The organism is Polaribacter atrinae (genome assembly GCF_038023995.1).
GTDB lineage: Bacteria > Bacteroidota > Bacteroidia > Flavobacteriales > Flavobacteriaceae > Polaribacter > Polaribacter atrinae.
This window is the reverse complement of record NZ_CP150660.1, coordinates 1,121,565-1,140,222: the sequence shown is the minus strand read 5'-3', so window position 1 is coordinate 1,140,222 and position 18,658 is coordinate 1,121,565. Positions and strand designations below refer to the sequence as shown.

20 protein-coding genes are annotated in these 18,658 nt (G+C 28.8%); all 20 read right to left on the bottom strand.

Annotated features, from left to right (window positions below):
- Nucleotides 1–20 precede the first annotated feature (20 nt).
- The 20 genes from WG945_RS04910 to WG945_RS04815 all read right to left on the bottom strand — a co-directional run bounded on the left by WG945_RS04910 (nt 21) and on the right by WG945_RS04815 (nt 18,563).
- A complete protein-coding gene (locus WG945_RS04910) occupies nt 21–626 on the bottom strand; it encodes a hypothetical protein (RefSeq protein ID WP_068449041.1) in 606 nt (201 codons plus the stop codon).
- A 24-nt stretch (nt 627–650) separates the two neighbouring features.
- Nucleotides 651–1,640 (bottom strand): leucine-rich repeat domain-containing protein, encoded by a 990-nt coding sequence (locus tag WG945_RS04905; RefSeq protein ID WP_068449039.1) that lies wholly within the window; start codon nt 1,638–1,640, stop codon nt 651–653.
- Between the two features lie 193 nt (nt 1,641–1,833).
- Nucleotides 1,834–2,379 (bottom strand): TPM domain-containing protein, encoded by a 546-nt coding sequence (locus tag WG945_RS04900; RefSeq protein ID WP_068449037.1) that lies wholly within the window; start codon nt 2,377–2,379, stop codon nt 1,834–1,836.
- Between the two features lie 129 nt (nt 2,380–2,508).
- Nucleotides 2,509–2,931 carry a hypothetical protein gene (locus WG945_RS04895; RefSeq protein WP_068449035.1) on the bottom strand — a complete coding sequence of 141 codons (423 nt, stop codon included), beginning with the start codon at nt 2,929–2,931 and terminating at the stop codon, nt 2,509–2,511.
- On the bottom strand, nt 2,924–3,637 hold the full coding sequence (locus tag WG945_RS04890) for a hypothetical protein (RefSeq protein ID WP_157603577.1): 714 nt from the start codon (nt 3,635–3,637) through the stop codon (nt 2,924–2,926). Before WG945_RS04890 ends, WG945_RS04895 begins: the two co-directional genes overlap by 8 nt.
- 244 nt (nt 3,638–3,881) lie before the next feature.
- Nucleotides 3,882–4,463: a helix-turn-helix domain-containing protein gene (locus tag WG945_RS04885; RefSeq protein WP_231874586.1), complete on the bottom strand. Its 582-nt coding sequence runs from the start codon at nt 4,461–4,463 to the stop codon at nt 3,882–3,884.
- Complete coding sequence (locus WG945_RS04880; RefSeq protein WP_068449031.1) at nt 4,454–4,792, bottom strand: type II toxin-antitoxin system HigB family toxin; 339 nt, start codon at nt 4,790–4,792, stop codon at nt 4,454–4,456. The genes WG945_RS04885 and WG945_RS04880 overlap by 10 nt, the downstream gene beginning before the upstream one ends.
- A 181-nt stretch (nt 4,793–4,973) precedes the next feature.
- Nucleotides 4,974–5,546: a hypothetical protein gene (locus WG945_RS04875; RefSeq protein ID WP_068449030.1), complete on the bottom strand. Its 573-nt coding sequence runs from the start codon at nt 5,544–5,546 to the stop codon at nt 4,974–4,976.
- 833 nt (nt 5,547–6,379) lie between these two features.
- A complete protein-coding gene (locus tag WG945_RS04870; protein WP_068449028.1) occupies nt 6,380–6,895 on the bottom strand; it encodes a hypothetical protein in 516 nt (171 codons plus the stop codon).
- A 743-nt stretch (nt 6,896–7,638) separates the two neighbouring features.
- The gene (locus tag WG945_RS04865; RefSeq protein WP_068450496.1) at nt 7,639–8,532 is read right to left on the bottom strand and encodes a hypothetical protein; all 894 of its coding nucleotides are present in this window, start codon (nt 8,530–8,532) and stop codon (nt 7,639–7,641) included.
- A 226-nt stretch (nt 8,533–8,758) separates the two neighbouring features.
- Nucleotides 8,759–9,502, bottom strand: a complete 744-nt coding sequence (locus tag WG945_RS04860) for a hypothetical protein (RefSeq protein ID WP_068450498.1) — start codon at nt 9,500–9,502, stop codon at nt 8,759–8,761.
- A 164-nt stretch (nt 9,503–9,666) separates the two neighbouring features.
- Nucleotides 9,667–10,542, bottom strand: coding sequence for a hypothetical protein (locus WG945_RS04855; protein ID WP_157603672.1), 876 nt, complete (start codon nt 10,540–10,542; stop codon nt 9,667–9,669).
- 874 nt (nt 10,543–11,416) lie between these two features.
- The gene (locus tag WG945_RS04850) at nt 11,417–12,505 is read right to left on the bottom strand and encodes a hypothetical protein (protein ID WP_157603674.1); all 1,089 of its coding nucleotides are present in this window, start codon (nt 12,503–12,505) and stop codon (nt 11,417–11,419) included.
- 164 nt (nt 12,506–12,669) lie between these two features.
- Nucleotides 12,670–13,431 (bottom strand): hypothetical protein, encoded by a 762-nt coding sequence (locus WG945_RS04845; RefSeq protein ID WP_068450505.1) that lies wholly within the window; start codon nt 13,429–13,431, stop codon nt 12,670–12,672.
- Nucleotides 13,432–13,589: 158 nt separating this feature from the next.
- A complete protein-coding gene (locus WG945_RS04840; protein ID WP_068453040.1) occupies nt 13,590–13,901 on the bottom strand; it encodes a hypothetical protein in 312 nt (103 codons plus the stop codon).
- 6 nt (nt 13,902–13,907) lie between these two features.
- Nucleotides 13,908–14,369 (bottom strand): hypothetical protein, encoded by a 462-nt coding sequence (locus WG945_RS04835; protein ID WP_068453043.1) that lies wholly within the window; start codon nt 14,367–14,369, stop codon nt 13,908–13,910.
- Between the two features lie 141 nt (nt 14,370–14,510).
- Nucleotides 14,511–15,260 carry a hypothetical protein gene (locus WG945_RS04830; RefSeq protein WP_068448995.1) on the bottom strand — a complete coding sequence of 250 codons (750 nt, stop codon included), beginning with the start codon at nt 15,258–15,260 and terminating at the stop codon, nt 14,511–14,513.
- A gap of 577 nt (nt 15,261–15,837) precedes the next feature.
- On the bottom strand, nt 15,838–16,914 hold the full coding sequence (locus WG945_RS04825) for a DGQHR domain-containing protein (protein WP_068453037.1): 1,077 nt from the start codon (nt 16,912–16,914) through the stop codon (nt 15,838–15,840).
- On the bottom strand, nt 16,911–17,285 hold the full coding sequence (locus WG945_RS04820; RefSeq protein WP_157603735.1) for a hypothetical protein: 375 nt from the start codon (nt 17,283–17,285) through the stop codon (nt 16,911–16,913). Before WG945_RS04820 ends, WG945_RS04825 begins: the two co-directional genes overlap by 4 nt.
- 297 nt (nt 17,286–17,582) lie before the next feature.
- On the bottom strand, nt 17,583–18,563 hold the full coding sequence (locus WG945_RS04815) for a hypothetical protein (protein WP_068448997.1): 981 nt from the start codon (nt 18,561–18,563) through the stop codon (nt 17,583–17,585).
- Between the last annotated feature and the right edge of the window lie 95 nt (nt 18,564–18,658).

The following is an 18,658-nucleotide window of genomic DNA, read 5'->3' as shown; positions in this document are numbered from 1 at the left end:
AGTAGTTTTTTTATTTTGAATTATTTATTTTTATTATATTTCTTTATAATTTCAATATATTTATTATGATAAATTAAATAATTTTCTATTGTGTGTTCTTTAATTTTATTTAAATCTTTATCCTTTTCTGGTCTATATTTAAAATAAATGTCAAGCCAATGATTCCAATATTTTATATTGAATTCATATGAGTTTTTATATTTTGTTATATCTACAATTACATTCAGTTTTGTTGTATTTAATTTTTGATATAAATTATATTCGTTTTCTGAGTTATCACAAAAATGTTCTAAAGATCTTTGGTATTTTAAAATCCATTCAATTAGGTTTATTTCATTTTTTGAATTAAAAGAACGATATTCCTCCATTGCTTTATCTGCAAATTCCTGGTCCTTTTTTAATTCAAAAAGTTCTTCTAATTCAGAATATAATTTATAAAAAAAATCAAACGATTCTGAGTTATTTACACGATAATAAACGTGAATTTCACAATATAATTTATCTAATTTCTTATATAGTTCTTCTAAATCGTCTAAATTTACAATCGTATTTTTATATTCTTTTAGTCCTTCGGTAATTAATTTACCTTTTTCTACTATTTGTTCTATTTCCAAATCTATATTCATTTTTTTATAATGAAAAATTAAAGTTTATTTGATTAAAAATCCTGCATTAATTTTACATTCAGGAAGCTCTCTTTTAAGAATTTCAATTTTTTCGGCCTTTATATTGTTTCCAAAACAATTTAAAGTTTTTAAATTTTTACATGTTCTTAAATATTCTATGTTTTCGATTTTGTTAAAACCAATTGAAAGTTTTTTAAGTTTTCTTAAATTTTTTAGTGGTTCAATATCTTTGATTTCATTGCCTGTTAAATTAACTTCTTCAAGATTATGTAAATTGGAAAATGCATCTAAATTACTTATTAAATTATCACCGAAATCAATTTTTTTTAACTTTATTAAATCACTAATTGGTTTTAAGTCAATAATTTTATTTGTCCAAAATTCTAATACTTCTAAATTATAAAGGTTTGATAGTGGTTGTAAATTATCTATTGAACCTACGTTTAGTCTTATTTCTTTTAAATTTATTAAGTTTTCAAGTTGTGAAATTTCTGAAATATTATTTCTATTAAAATAACCTAATTCGTTTGTTCCGTAAGATTTAATGTTTGATATATTGAGGGTTTTTAGGTTTAATAAAGGTTTTATAAAATTTAAGTTATCCAAGTAATTTCCGGTAACATCAAGAAAATTAAGGTTAAATAATTTCAATTTTTCAATGTTGTATAATTGACAATATCTAATTTTTAGAGATTTTAAGTATTTTAAAGACTCTAAACATTCTATATTATTGATAGGATTATTACTAAGATTTAAACCTTCCATTAGACTCAAATTAATTAAATCTTTAATGTCAGTGAGCCTATTATTAGATAAGTCTAATTCAATTAGTTTTATACAATTTTTTAAAGGTGTTAATTGCTCTATATTGTTTCCAGAAAAAACAGCCTTCTCAAGATTTGGTAAATATTGCAAACCGTCTAACGTATTTAAATTGGATGCTATAGCATTAAAATTTTTAATATGTGGTTGAGTAATCTTTGTAGATATTATTAAATTTAAATACTTGCTCATTTTTAATTTTTAATGCTTTTCATAGTTTACTTATTCTTTAAGTTTTTAATTACTGCCAACGGTTTTGTGTATGGAAAGTTGCGTTTTTGTATGCGAGGATTTTCCGCAGGAAAATCAGACGTAACAAAAATGCAACGACCTTTGCTTAAGCACTAATTTAGCAATTTTTTATACACGTTGTTGCCAACAGTACTTATTTCCATTTTTCTATTAATTCTATCACACCTTTTTTAATTCCGCTATAAAATTCTCCGTTTTTAAATTCAGGTATTATTTTTTCGTCAATTACTTTTTTACAAACTTCGTCAGTCAAAATCAATTCAGTTCCAGTTCCAGTTCCAGTTGCAATTCCGATTTGTCTGCAAGGATTACACACAACTATTGTCAATCCGTTATTTTTTTCAGCCGTTCCAACTCCCCAAGTTTGTCCTAAATCCGTTGCGAATTTTTGGATATCGTTATATGGTTTTATGTTGTCTACTGTTACCACAACAATTTGTCTTGTCGTTTCAATATCGTAATCATAAAGAATTTTCGATAATTCAGTTCGTTGTGATTCCGTAAAAATTTGTCCGTAATCATTTATAATTCCAATTGGTTTCGGAATAGAACTTTTTTCCGTATCCGAAAAATCAATTTCAGTTGTCGGTTTTTTAGTTTCCGTTTCTTGAGCAATTCCTTTGCAAGAAAGAAAATTTAAAGTCAATAAAAGGATTAATATTTTAGTTCCGATTTTCATTTTTCGTATTGTTGGCAACGTTGTTGTATAAGCTTTGTTGCGTTGTTTAAGCAGTGAATTTACTAAATAAAGCACGAACGGCGAAATTCCGGAGGAATTTCCCAAGTGAGCTAAAACCAGCAATAAAGTTTATACGGTGTTGGCAACAGTACTTTCTGCAATGTACTGAATTATAATAATCATAACTATTATGGAAAAATATAATGGCCAAATTGTTTTTCCGAAAATACAACTTATTAAACTATATTCATCTTTCTTAAATTCCTTTGTTGACATAGAGAAATCTATTTGATTTTCCGGAAGTTTTCTTACTTTATCATATAAACCTCTAAATTTTCTTTCTTGGTGTAAGAAGTATCCATTTAAATACCAGAAAACTGCTATTGATAAAACTGCAATTCCTAAAATTCTTTCGTTCATTTTATTGTCTGAAAATATAAATAGAGCAGATACAATAGTTATTGACCAACCTTTGATTAAAAATGAATTAGTACTCATTCTATTAATAGTATTATGGATAAATTCCAAATGTTTTAATTTATTATTATCCATCTATTAAGAATTTAGAATTTATTTGATTCAATGAATAAAGCTCGTCTAAGGGATTTGAATTTGAAAATTTTGCTTTATTTATCCAAAGTTGTATGTCACGCAAAGTTAATTTTGTAAAATGTGATAACTCAAGTTCATATTCAACTGTTAATTGCTCTTTCACACTTTCGCTTAAAGATATTCTACTTGAAAAGGTTCGAGTTTCTTGTTTTAATCTTTTTGGTGTTTTTTTTCTTATAGTTTGTGTTGTTGCAATTTCTGAAAAAATCCAAGGTGAATTTGTACTGTCTTTTATTGTATCAATTGCAGAGACTGAATTAGGTGTATTTAGGAAAAAAATTGCTTCACAAGAATCAATCATTTTATTTAAAGCAGAATTTAGCATTAAGTGTACGTGGCTTGTTGAGAAATTTCTTTTTTCGTAGCTATAAGTAGTTTGATTTTCGTGCATACAATATTTATCATCTATAGCTTTTAAAAGTTTGTCTGAAAATCCCCAAACAGTAGAGTCAATAAATGTTTTTAAACCAAAATTTTTATATAGTAATCCCGCTAAAGCTATTGCTTTATCCTGATCTTTGTGAGAATGAGATAAAAAAATGTCACATTCAATTATTGGGAACCATTTTTCAATTACTTTATTTCCATTTATAATTCCATTAAAGGCAATCAAATCATCAAACCTATCATTTATTTTCTCGGTCATTTCAGAGTGGATTTCTTTTCCTTTCTCTGTAAAGCTGTCATTTAGGGTTTCTGGAATTACTAAATTAAATCCTCTGTACATAGATGTGTTTTTTTTGTATTGTTGCCAACGGGTTTGTATATGGTTTGTTGCGTTTAAATAAGTACTGTTTTTTCGGATTTATCACAAAGCTAAAAAAAAATAAATTACCTTTGGTTAAGCCAGTAATAGCAATAAACTATATACGGTGTTGGCAGTAGTAATTTTATGCTATAGCTAAATCGTCTTTACTTAATTTAAGTTTTGGATTATCCAATTTTTTAATCGTTGTTCTTATTTTAACTCTATCAGATTGTGGTAAAAAAGTCGGAACTAAATCGGTTAAGTCAATTTTAAAAATTCTATTGATAACAATCAAATCTTTTAAGGAAAAGGGACTTACTCCATTTATCAGTTCAGACATATAGGATTTGCTTTGGTGTCCCAAAATTTTCCCAAAGTCTTGTTGTGTTAGATTTAAGTTCTTTAGTTTTTTTCGGATAAGCTCTTTTCTTCGCTGGATAAATAACCGTTCTTTTTCGGCTATCAATTCCGCAACATCACTTTCACGTAATTTTTTGTCAGAAATATTAGAATTGGCACTCCAATTTTTATCTTCGTACACCTCAATTAAATCTCTTAATTGTTTTCTAACAGATTTGAATTTCGGATTTTCTTTTGAAAGAACACGTAATTTTCTGTCCGCAATCAATGCTCTTTCAAAATCCAATTCATTTTGAATTTTTCCATTTTCAATTAGTTCTGATATGTCGAATTGTGTTTTCATAATTTTATTTTTTAAATCCAATCATTAGATTTTAACCACTTTTTAATAGTATTTTTATTATTCTTAAAAACCGTTTCATATTCTTGATGCGTTCCCACCCAAACAGCAGTAGCTTCATTATCATCAAACTCAATCAAAATCATTGTTCTGTGAACATTAATATTAAAAAAGTAGAATCCATCACTATGAACAATGTCAGCATCTTTTCTTGTTATATTTAGTTCAGTTTGATTCTTCCAATTATTCTCATCAATGTCCTTAATCAATTGGTCGATAGCTTTGGTCAAAGGAATATTTCCTCTGTTCTTTCTTTTAAGCTTTTCTAATATTTTCTTGTTGGTTAGTCTCATCTGCGATTGCAAATATATAAAAATGTTCGGATAAAAACCGAACTTTGTAGATTTTCTTTTATTACTGCCAACGTTTATGTATAAGAATAGTTGCGGGTTTGTATGCGAGGATTTTCCGAAGGAAAATCAGACGTTACAAACACGCAACGACCATTGATTAAGCAGTAAGCCGCAATTATTTTTATACGGTGTTAGGGCAAGTTATTATTCCGTTTATTTCTGTAAATTTTTCTTTGCCAAATTCCATTTTCGCTTTTTCATAACTTGATTTTCGGTCATTTCGGTAAGTAAGAACTTTATCTGATTCTGTATAAAAATTCCACAATTCGTAATTTTCGTCAGCATAATTTTCGTCAGAAATCATAATTATTCCTCCTAAATCAAATTCCAGTTCCGTTATATTTTTTTTCGTATTTATAATTATTTTATTCAGCTTTTGACCGTTTATAAATCCGAGTGCGAATTCAATTTCTTCACGTTCGCTTTCATCGTGAGCTAATTCATTTTCTTTTGCATATATTTTCCAATTAGACATATAAATGAAAAAAGTATGTTCGCCCTTTATTGTTACGTGTCTATTTTCAAACTCGTTAAAAGGAAACTTGTTTTTTTCTTTTGGCTTATAAATTCCACTAAATTCAGTTTTCGGATTACCAAATTCTAAATTCAAGAATGAACCATATCCTTGTTTAGCTCCCCAAACAAATTGTCCGATTATTGGTAGTAAAATATCTTGAATTTTTTCCTCTTTCATTCGGTTTCTCTAATTTGCCCTAACGGTCTTGTGTATGATTAGTTGCGTATTTAAGCGAGAAACTTACTAAATAAAACACGAACCAAGAAAATCCGCGAGGATTTTCGTAAGTAAGCACGAACCAAGCAATTAATTATACACGGTGTTGGCAAATCGGTTTTATTTTTCTCGCAATCGTTAAATTCCGAGATTTTGTTTCTCAAGCGTAATTTAGCTTTTTTTTCTTAAAATTCTCGAAAAAATCTCCGCTTTTCATTCCGTTTTATTTTCCGAACGTTTTGCGTTTCTGCTATTCAGCCAGAACTTTTCGGATTGCTAAATTTTCGATGCAATGAACTGGCATTTGGCAAATCAAAATTCCGACGTAATTTTTCCAAGAGTGATAAATTCAGACGTTATTTTTAATTTAGATATCAAGTTTATTCTTTCTTAAAATACTCAAAAAAATTTCCGACTTTTATTCCTTTTTTTTTTCGAACGTTTTGCGTTTCTGATATTCAGCCAAAAGTTTTCAGTTTGCTAAATTTTCGATTTAAAGAACTAAAATTGGGCAAGCCAAAATTCCAACGTATATTTTCCGCAAGAGTATTTAATTCCGTTGTTGTTTTTTCAATTTCATTTTCAGATTCGATTTATTTTTTCCTGTCTTAAAAATCTAAAGATTTGAATTGAAGCACAATTTTTGTTGGTCTGGATAACTGTTTGCCAACGTGTTTGTATATGGTTTGTTGCGTGTTTTAAGCACCTAATTTAGTAAATAATTACCGACCAAGAAAGTCCGCGAGGACTTTCGTAAGTAAGCGAGAAGCCAGCAATAAATTATATACGGTGTTCTACGCAGTTTTTTCATTCGTCATTGGAAATTCAGTTATTTTTCCGTCTATAAACATTCGTAATTCCTGGTCAGAATGAACTAAATTAATTTCAATTCCTTTTCCGTTTAAAAACTTTAAAACGTGACCAAATTCAAATGAATTAATTGGAATAAGAACTTTCAGTTCCGATTTCAGTTTTCTCTTTAAATAAATTGCGCTGTCTTGTCGATATTGACCTTGATTATATTTTACGCTTTTAATTTCAGAAAAATTAATAAATTCAGATTCAGTTTTTCCAGTCATATTCGTTTTCAGTAATTCTATTTTATTTTCAGTAATTATAATTCCGTTTGCAAGATAATTTCTAATCATTCCAAAAATTAGTGCGAATAAAAAAATTCCACCCATAAAAATTTTGATTGTCAATGATTCAGAAGTATAAACGAAATATGTTCCAATTAAAAACAAAAAAAGAACTCCATAAAGACTAATTATTTTCGGTTTAGTTTCATAAATTATTTTTTCGGTTTTCATTTTTCAGCGGTATTTTTGGTAAATTGCGTAGAACGTTGTTGTGTTATGAAAAGTTGCGATTAAAATGAACGGCTATTTTCCGAAGGAAAATAGAAGTTTATATAAATGCGACTAATTTTTATTAAGCTAAAATTAAGCAATTTTTTTTACACGGTGTTGCCTAAAGTTGTTTTTGTTTTTCCGATTTTGGTTATTATTTTCGAGATTTAGCGTTCGAGAGATAATTCCGCCAATATTTTTAATTCCGCAATATTGGTAATTTAACATTAGAGTGTTTTTTCCATTTTTTGACTTACGAGATCTTTCCTAATTTTCAAATTTTACGTTTGAGTGACAATTCCGCCAACATTTTCATTCCGCAATAATTGGAAATTCAACATTTGAGTGGTTTCTTTTATTCTTAAAAAGCGAGATTTCTCCGCCTTTTAAATTTTAAGTTTGAGTAAAAATTCCACAAACTTTGTTTTAAGAATCTCTATATTTTCACCCTTTTTAATTTTTATTAAAAACTAAATTTTTGACTCGCGAGAGAGTGTCTAACATTTTAAACTTCAAGAGTTTTATTGTTTTTTTTCCAACGGTTTGAGTGGTTCTGGACAATTTTTGGCAACGTTGTTGTGTATGATTAGTGGCGTGTTTAAGCACCTAATTTAGCAATTAAAAACCGAATAGAAAATCCGCGAGGATTTTCGTAAGTAGGCGAGAACTAGCCATTAATTATACACGTTGTTGCCACACGTTTTTTATTTCCAATAACTTATTTTTCTCGTATCCACATAAATTGGAACGAATTCCTTTGAATTATTAAAATGTTCTTTCATTGATACATTTTTCTTAATCCAATTCCCATTTTCGTCAAATTCATAGGTAAATTTCAGTTCACGATTTAATTTTGAGTTTTCATATTCTTTTGAATTAGTGGGATTATATAAAATATCAAATTCAGTTATATTGTCTAAATGCTTTTTTAAATCCGCTGATATTGTATAAGAAGTTTGTTTAAAAATTCTTCCATCTTTCCATTCCGTTTCGCTTATCATTTCTATCCATTCTGTTTTATATGACGATTCTATTAGATTGTTGTTATTGTCATATTTAAACAGATTAGTTGTCATTGATTTGTCATTCCCTTTTTCTTTTTGTGTAGAAGATATTATTTTATCATTATTATCAAAAGCGTATTCTAAATTAACTTCGGTCGTATCATTTCCTTTAATGGAAATTCGTTTTATTTGATAATCATTTTTTCCATAATAAAAAGTTGTTTTATGGTCAATTGTATCATTAACGAAAACACTCAATTCACTCGTGTTTTTGATAGTATCATATTCCGAAGTTTGAATAATATTCGATTCGTTTGATTTGTTAATTGAAACACTTTTTATGAAATCTTGGTTTTTGTTATAATCAATAACATTAGTTTGTGTAAGTTCTCCATAATTATCGAAGTATTGTACTTTTTTTAATTCCCCAAAATCAGTGTACTCTTCTATTTTGTTCAGAACAGGTTTATCTTCATTTACTGTGTTCTGAAAAGTTGTTTTGTAATATTCAATTTTTTCAACTTTTCCATACAGATTGTTTCCTTGTAAAGCGTTTTTCGAATCTGAATAAATTGGCTGTAAATCGGTTCTCAATTCAGTTTTATTTTGGCAGTTAAATAAAATAATTGACAGTAAAGTCAGTAAGTAAATTTTTCTCAATGTTCTTATTTTCAAATGTGTGGCAACGTTGTTGTATAAGCTTTGTTGCGTTGTTTAAGCAGTGAATTTAATAAATAAAGTACGAACGGCGAAATTCCGGAGGAATTTCCCAAGTGAGCTAAAACCAGCAATAAAGTTTATACGGTGTTGCCACACGTAATTATTCAGGTTTTTCATTTTTCAAATATTCATAACTATTTTTAAAATACTTTTTTATTGATGGTTTCAAAAAGTTTGAATATTCTGTATTTTCATTTCGTTCATTAGATAACCAAGCCATTGAATAAGCTATTATTTGTTCAGGTAAATATCCAATTCCACTTGATTGCCAGCCAAATCCTCCATTTGTTGAAAATTGTGAAAAATTAAATCTTGAATTACCTATAAAAATTCCAAAACCATAAGTTATAGCTGTTAAGTCAGTTAAATATTCATCATTTTCCTCAATTCGATTTTCTCCTAATAATATTTGGTGAGACAATTCGTGAGAAATTGTTGCAATTAATGAAATAGGATCTTTTAATTGTTGAGTTTCAATTGATATTACAATTCCTTTTTCGTTCTTTTCGTAAGTTCCAGCTGCACTTTCCCATTCTCCATTTATGTCAGCAGGTGTTGTTAAGATTGTTCCATTTTCGGATTCTACGATTCCATCTGAAAAAAAGTCAAGTTTTATTTCCACATCTTTGATGCTCATTAATTCCATTGTTCGTTCTAAAATGAATTCAGCATCTTTTTCTGTTTTATCGAAATTCCTGTTATAAAATTCTTTTGTTGGTTTCACAGTTTGAATTTCCATAAAATGTTCTTTTCCTAATTCAGCTTTTAACCAAATTAAATCTTCATCAATCCAAACTTTGTCTTCTTCTGTAATTGGTAATTTTTTTCTTTTATTCCAGAACATTTTCGTTCAGTTTTTTTATGTGTGGCAACGTGTTTGTATATGGTTTGTTGCGTGGTTTAAGCAACTAATTTAATAAATAATTACCGACTAAGAAAGTCCGCGAGGACTTTCGTAAGTAGGCGAGAAGCCAGCAATAAATTATATACGGTGTTGTGCGTTCGTTTTTATTCCGATTTATACATATTTTTATAATATTCAACGTGATGAGGAAATTCCTCTTTATAAAAAGGATAACTTATTCCCAAAATTGAGATTTCATATCCTTCATCTTTCATTCCCGTAATTGTATTTCCAGCAACTCCTTTTATTTCAAGTCCATCCTGTCTGAATACTTTTAATTCTGATATTACTTGAGTATCAATAAATTCAAATTCTGGGTCGTCAGTATTTATTACAATATTATTTTTCAAGCAGTATTCTTTAAAGAATTCGTATGGCGTTTTTATTCCATTAAATTCAATTATTCCAAAAGCAACTCCCATTGGTGCGTCTGCTTTTTCGAGTTTTGAAGTTCCAATTTTTTTACCTCCTAAAACTACATTGTATTTTGTTTTACAGTTACTCAACACTTTTTCGTTGTAAAAGTCTAAATAATAATCAGAAGCAAGACATTCAAATGTCTCGTCTTTAAAAAAGAATATGAAATGTTTTCTATCAGAATTATTTGGTTGAATTTTCTCAATCGGATTTGGTAACTCATTATTTAATCCGCTTTTAATTTCATAAAATTCTCCCCAAGGTAATTCGTTGTGATTTGTTCTATATTGTCCATAAAAATACCCTTCGTCATTGCAAGTATTTAGAGAATATTCCGCACAGTTTTTAAATCGGATTTTGACTTTATCGCCTTTTTGATATTTGTCGAACTGAAAATGATTGAGATAAATATCCATAATTAAGTCAATTCCATCGACTTTTAATTCAATTTCAGGCGAAACTGGGTCAGCGTTCCAATCCTTTGTTATTTGGATATAGTCAATTTTTCGAGTAGGAATTTCCTCTACCTTTTTTGTTCCAAATAATTTGTTTATCCAACTCAATTTCTTTCGTTTTCGGTTTTTCTTAAATGACGCACAACGTGTTTGTGTATGATTAGTTGCGTGTTCAAGCGAGAAACTTACTAAATAAAACACTAACCAAGAAAATCCGCGAGGATTTTCGTAAGTAAGCAACGACCCAAGCAATTAATTATACACGGTGTTGGCAAATCGGTTTTATTTTCTTCGCAATCGTTAAATTCCGACGTTTTGTTTCTCAAGCGTAGTTTAGCTTTTTTTTCTTAAAATTCTCAAAAAAATCTCCGCTTTTCATTCCGTTTATTTTCCGAACGTTTTTCGTTTCTGCTATTCGGCCAGAACTTTTCGGATTGCTAAATTTTCGATGTTATGAACTGACATTTGGCAAATCAAAATTCCGACGTAATTTTCCGCAAGAGTGATAAATTCAAACGCTATTTTTTAATTTAGATTTCAAGTTTATTATTTCTTAAAATTCTCAAAAATATTTCCGCCTTTCATTCCGTTTTTTTTCCAACGTTTTGCGTTTCTGATATTCAGCCAAAAGTTTCCAGTTTGCTAAATTTTCGATTTAAAGAACTAACATTGGGCAAGTCAAAATTCCAACGTATTTTTTCCGCAAGAGTATTTAATTCCGACGTTGTTTTTTTTAATTTCAATTTCGATTTCAAATTCAGTTTCATTTTATTTTTTCCTTTGTTAAAAATCTAAAAACTTGAATTTAAGCACAATTTTTGTTGGTCTGGATAACTGTTTGCCAACGTTGATGTATATGGTTTGTTGCGTGTTTCAAGCAACTAATTTAGTAAATATTTACCGACCAAGAAAGTCCGCGAGGACTTTCGTAAGTAGGCGAGAAGCCAGCAATAAATTATATACGGTGTTGGCAAATCGTACTTTAATCGTTGACATATTCGTCTAATCTATTTGTCATATTTTGAATTCTTATCTGACTGGTTTCCATTGATGTCAGTTCTTTTCGTAAATCAAGATAGTAATTTGACTTTTTACTGTTCCAAGATTTCCTAACTTCTTTTCCTGCATCCATAACAGAAGCAACACTTGAAATTATAGCACAATTAGCAAACTGTACAGCACTAAATAAATCATCTTTTCCGCTAAAAGCACTTCCAATTAAACTTGCTGTTAAAGTCGGAACTCCAACATAAAGAGCAGAAGGAACTATGTTTTTCGCAAATCCGCTAACAAGTTCTTTTCTTGTCATTTGACTGTTTTCTATGTCGTTTTTGAATTTTTGAATTTCTTTTAAAGCAAACTGTGAATCTTCAATTTTAGATAGTTTTTCGGAAAAGCCTGAAACTAATTCTCGAAATTGAGTTTTGTTATTTTTAAGATTGTCTGCTAATTTTATAATTCTATCCATTCTTATAGAACGAATATCTCTTGGTATCATATTTTCAATAATAAGATTTGAATAATGTTCGGTCGCCTCATCATTGCTAATCCATTCGTCTAAATTTCCATCTACATCAAAATATGTCATTGCAGTAAACATATCAGGGTCGTCAGTTAATCTTGCAATATTTCTCCTTTTACTAATTGAATCAGCAAGAAAAAACATATATCCATTCGCTATTTCTGGTCTAATTCTATAAAAACCGTCTCTGTCAACAGGACCTGAAAATTCTCTAAAAAAGTCTTTTAGTCGACTATCAATTTTGTCATCGTGTAACCTAACCTCAAAAGTTGAGGAATCAAAACCATCAGGAAACCATTCTAAATCGTTACAATAATGTTCAAATTTATCTGCTGTTTGTTTTAAGTCTTGTTCGGAAAGGACAATATCTTCTATAATTCCCTCTGAAATTGCAATTTGTATTTCTTCAGGGTCTTTTGCGGAATAATCGTCAGGTTTTATTCGGTAGATTTTATCCCTAATTGTAATTGCGGCTTTTACCCAAGTTTCACTTTGAAATTCAATTGATGGATAGTACAAAATTGAATCGGATGAAAAGTTATTTGTCATTTGTAAGGTTGTTTTTGGGTATGTTTGCCAACGTTTTTGTATATGGTTTGTTGTGTGGTTAAGCAACTAAGTTAACAAATAAAAACCAAATAGAAAATCCGCGAGGATTTTCGTAAGTAGGCTAGGAGCCAGCAATAAATTATATACGGTGTTGTGTGTAGGCTTTATTCAGTTTCATTGTTTTTCCAATAGATTATAGTAATGTCGAATGTCTTATTTGATTTATTCAATTTGTAATTTATTGAATTTCCTTTTAAGCAACCTTTTGATTCGTTTTTGTTTAATAACCAAGAAGATATTTTAATCATATTTTTGTCTCTAAAATCATATTCAAATGTCAGTTGATTATCTTCTAATAATTCAATACATTCAGTTGAATTCTTTAAAAGTAGTTTTGAGTCAAAGTCGTTAAACCAATTTATCATTTTAGTTGGTGTTAGTTCATTGTTTTTAAAATTAAATGTTTGTATGTCATTTCCATCTCCAACTATATCATTGGTGACAATAAAAAAATCATTTTCCTCAAATTGATAAATTGACAATGTCCAAAATCCATCAACAACTTGAATTCCAATTGTATTAGGTTGAATGTATTTAATGTTATTATACATTTCTGTAGTATCAATGATAAAATTATTTTTCTCAATAAAACTTACAGTTTTTTCTCTATCAACTTTTTTCCATTCCCAACTTCTCATTGTGCTTTCAGGCAAAACTTTTAGAATGTCAAGAAGTTTTTTATTTTTAAGGTAATCGACTGAAATAGTGTCTCTAAATTCATTTTTTATTTTTATTTCAGGTTTTGGTTCTGAAACAGTTTTCTCAATATTTTCAGTTTCATTGGGTTTTAGTGATTTCTTAACATTTGATTCACAAGAAAAAAATCCAATTGACAAAATTAATAATATGATAATCTTATAGTTCATAGATTTTTCAGCTTACACACAACGTGTTTGTGTATTGAAAGTTGCGTTTAAAATGAACGGCTATTTTCCGCAGGAAAATAGAAGTTTATAAAAATGCAACAAACTTTGGTTAAGCTAAAAATAAGCAATTTTTATTACACGGTGTTAGGCAAAGTTTTTTAGAAATGTTGCAATGGACCTAAACCAGCCTTAATTCTCATTTCATTTCGAATTTTGTCAACCCTTCTCGAAAAATTCATTCCTTTACTGTTAATTGCTTCAAGAATTATTTTAGCTTCTTTATATTCCTGATTTAGCTCTAAATCCACTAGAATTTCAGATAAATCAAATACATTTTCAGAATCAATCATTTCTTTTATTTCATCTGGAACATTGTAATAACTTATATAACTTTCAGCTTTCTTCTGTCTTAAAAAAGGTCTAACTGCGAAAAAGTAAATTAATGCAACTATAATTATAAATATTACCATACTTTATTAATCTAGATATTTTTTTTCTAATTCTCGATATTCATTCTCAATAATTGACATAACTCCTGACATAAAAATAAAACCATCTTTTTTGATGTCTCCAGAATTATATGTTAGTGGATTTTCTTCTTGATATGGAAGTAAATTCAGAATCCAATGTTCCAATATAATCATAGAACAGATATGTGAATAATCAATCTTTTTTTCATATTTTTTCTTTGAAGGTATGATTATTATAGTTTTTTTAATTATGTAATTAACTTCGGAAGTTACATTCATAATATTTTCAGCTGTTGGATAATATTTGTTTTCTAAAGAACGATATAAGTTAATTACGTTTGGAGAATTTAAGGTTTCCATTTTAATTTCATTAAATACATCTTCTCCATATTGTTGGATAAAAAAGTCAAATTTTCTTTTAAAGCCTTTATATCCATTCATTCCATCATTTGGTGTGTAGATTTTCATATTTTTTTAAATTTTGCCTAACGTGTTTGTATATGGTTTGTTGCGTGGTTTAAGCACCTAATTTAGCAAATAAAAACCGAATAGAAAATCCGCGAGGATTTTCGTAAGTAGGCTAGAACTAGCAATAAATTATATACGGTGTTACCTGCCGTATTTTTTTCGGACATTTTTAAATCGTTTTTCAGATGTCTGTAAAATAATAACTCCATTTATAGCTCTCGAACCATAAATACTCGCAGACTGTTCTTTAGTCAGATAAGTAATTCCATATGTTTCTACGAGCAATAATTCTTTTAAAGGTTCTCTGTCTTGTAAAGGATAACCATTAACAACTAATAATGGTTCAGGATTTCCATTTACGCCATCTCTAACTCTTATTTTGACATTTGGATTAGAATCCGATATTATTATTCCAGTATCATTTTCTGTTTTTTTTGAATCGTAATTCAAGACTTTATGAACTAAAGAATCTACATATTTATAGAGTTTTTGTTCAGTCAATTTGTCAAAATTCATAAGTTTGAGTTCTGGCTCACTTTCTTTATTTAATTCAATGATTCGGTATTTATCAATTAAATTTCCATTTTGATAATATTCTATAATTTGTCCGAAATCTTTTTTCCTCAATTTGATTTTTTCTTTTCCAACGATTCCGCTTATTCTGGGTGGTTCTGTGCAAACGTTTAATTCATTAGTCTTAAATTTCCTTTTTTCAATAGTCCATTTAGTTTGGTAACAATCTTTAATATTTGGATAAAATTTAATTGTGTCGGTTTTTGCAAATAATTCACTATTCGTTTTCCATATTCCGCTCAATTCCTTTTTCTTAATTTGAGAGAAAGAGAAGTTAATTAAAAGTAAAAAACTTATTGTTAAAGTAGTAATTTTCATTTGTGGTTATATGGCAGGTAACGTGTTGCGTGTATGAAAAGTTGCGAGTTTGTGCGCGAGGATTTTCCGAAGGAAAATCAGAAGCAAGCAAACGAGCAACCACTTTTGGTTAAGCCAATATAAGCAATTTTTTATACACGCTGTTAGCAAAAGTAACGAGACATTTTAGTGAGCAGGTTTCGAGATTCCATTTCCGAATTTACAGATTTGAGTAAATTCCGAAAGCGATTTTGTTCATTTTACAAAACTCTGTTTTTATAAATTCCGATAAGTTTGGTTCCGATTTTGAGTGATTTTTTCAGCATAATTTCTGTCAGAAATCGAGTAAATTTTCAAAGTTCCGTTCGGAAGAATTCGAGTAATTTTCAGCAGAATGATTGTCAGAAATCGAGTGATTATTTTCTGCGTTCAGTTCAGCAGAATTCTGTTTAGCAGTTCCAACGAGTTATTTTTGCTAACGGTTAGTATATGAAAAGTAGGCGATTTCGAAGCACAAAACTTTCGGTTATGAACGAACTTTGATACGAGCCACAAGCCTTGAATTTAGCACCAATTCGCCTATTTTTCATATACATTGTTAGCTAATGTTTTTTTTCATTTCATTATACAAATCGTTGGATGCTTTGTAACCTGAAGCTCCAAATTGTTCACTGTTTATTTGTCCGTTTAAACGATTCATTCGCGAAAGTTTTGAAAAGAAAAAATCATAAGACAAATCATTTTGACTTATTCCTTCATTAAATAAATCTTTAAACAATTTCATAGAAGCATTATATCCCGTTGTCTTATTTAATAACGATTTTTCATTCAACCAATCTTTATTTAAAACAATACTAAGTGCTTTGAAGTAATTATATAAAATTTTATAAGTCGAATTAAAGTCTCTGTTTTTATAGAAATCCCAAAATATATATTTCTTATTATCGTAATTCAGTTCATTGAAAGAAGGGAATTCTTTAGGTGACTTATCTAATATGTTTTTAATTAAATAATAATCATTATCGTTAAAAGTAAATGCATTCAGTGGTCTAACAAATGCTGATAATGATATCATTCCCTTGTTTGAGTTTTTCATCAACTTAATATTATTGAACCAAGGAGATTCTTTATCATAAGAAAATGCTTGAGCTATCTCAATCATCATCTTAATTGGGGTATACAGTTTACTTTCTAATTCTAAATGGAGATTGTGTGAAGGGTCAACTTTTGTTTGTTGGGAATTTATAGTTGTAAATATTTCAGCTTGTTCATCATTTTCAAGTTCAATAAAAATTGAAATAATTAAATCAAAATTTGAAATAGGGTTATCTCTAAATCCTTCTAATCTATGTTGCCCATCTATGATAGTAAACGTATTCTCATTTATTTCTAACTCAATAGAATCATCGGTAATATTAACAACATACTTCTTTTCAGCATTTAGTATAATAGAATTAGGAAAGGTAGCTTTGTTTGTTGATAGATATTTTTTAATCTGTCTAACTTTCTCTGGTTTTAATTCTCTTTGAATTCCTATAACTTCCTCATCATTTTCGATTCGTCTTCTATCTACTCTTGACATTTCAAGCAAATTCTGAGGATCAATAGATGTTAAGTAAAAATTCCCTATCGATTGATGCACTTTTATTGATTTTAATCTAATAGTGTTCTTCATACCTTAACATTTTTGCCGTTAACAGTTGTCTTAGAAGTATTTCTACTTTCTTTTGCTTTAAATTCACTTATTGCTTGCACTTCATCATATTTTGAAATAAGGATAAGTAAAATTGAAAAAGCTAAAGTTAAATAAGCACCCCATTCATAAATTGAAATATCAATAAATTGATTTTGTAATTCCACTTGAACAAGGCTTAAAACATATAACGCAACTGAAATTAATATGCAAATGATACTTCCTACAAATGTAAATTCTCTTTTCTTCTCATTTAGATAGAATAGGTGAAGTAATGAGGTGATAATACAACTGTTAGTTGCTATAATGATTGAAACAACACTAATATCAACAGTAAAATCATTTTTTCTCATCGCCCACAATATGAGTATATTAAGTAACGGTATGATGTACGATATAATTAGCCATATCAGAGACTTTTTCAAGACTCTTCCTATGTTTTTAATAAAGAGCAGGACTCTTTCTTTAAAGCTCAATTGCATATTTTCTGTTTCATTTTTTTAATATTAGCTAACGGTCTTGTATATGATTTGTAGCGTGTTTCTGCCTGTAATTTAGCAAATAAATACCGAAAATAGAAAAGCCGAGAGGCTTTTCGTGAGTAAGAACAGACCAAGCTATAAATTATATACGTTGTTGCCCACAGTATTTTATTCCTTAATTTTCCCTTGCATTTTAATCGGCTGAATTCCTACAACTTTATCTTTGTCGTCAAAAATCAGTTTAATCATTTCATTTGGCGGACTTGAACTGTCATCTGAATATTTATACTGAAGTAATGTAAACATACTGCCATTAAGTCCCATTTGGATTCCGCTGTGAATTAATTCAGTTTTTCTCTCAAAATCTATGTTGTCGATTAATAGATTTAATTGCTCGTCAGTAACTTTTTCAAGTATTAAGTCCGATAAAAATTCTTTTGATTTTGATATATCTTTTTCTTTTAAAGCGGTAAAAAAGTCAGTCTTTATTTTTTCCAATTCAGCCAACTTTTTCTCGTCAAGTTTTGGAATTTCTTTTTCCTTTTCGTTAGCTTGATTTCTTACGTAAAGTCTTATTCGATGAACTGGATTTATTGTGCTTGCACCTCTTTTTTCGTAATAGTTAGAAATAGTTGCATACATTTCAATTTCTGTACTATCATTCGGTTTCCAAGTTGAACTTTCTACAAACGTATTTATGGAATCTAATCGACTAATATTAGAATAATTTCTCTTTGTTTTTGGTTCTCCAAATTCGGATGAAATTTTTTCTTTAAGACCTTTATATTTTGAAATAAATGCTTTTTGATATTTTTTAGGTTTTTGATTGTTATCTTTCTTTACAAAGTTAGAAACATCCCATTCGTAAAGCACAGAACTCATTGTTGAGTCTTTTTCTTTAAAGTAATAGTAAGTTATTAAGTCCGCTATTTTCTTTTCAGTTCTTTTGTATTTAATCGGTTGAGCATCTCCACTAAATGAAACGTGATTTGAAGTTGTTGGGATTCTTTTACTTTTTAAATTTTCTTCCATTTGGACATATTCATTCAGCGAAATATTATGAATATCAAATCCGAAATCTTGTCCAAAAACAGTAATTCCAATTAATAAAATTCCAAGTGTAAATGTAGTTCTCAAAGTTTTTTTCATATTGTGGGCAACGGGTTTGTATATGGTTTGTTGCGTGTTTCAAGCAACTAATTTAGTAAATAATTACGGACAAAGAAAGTCCGCGAGGACTTTCG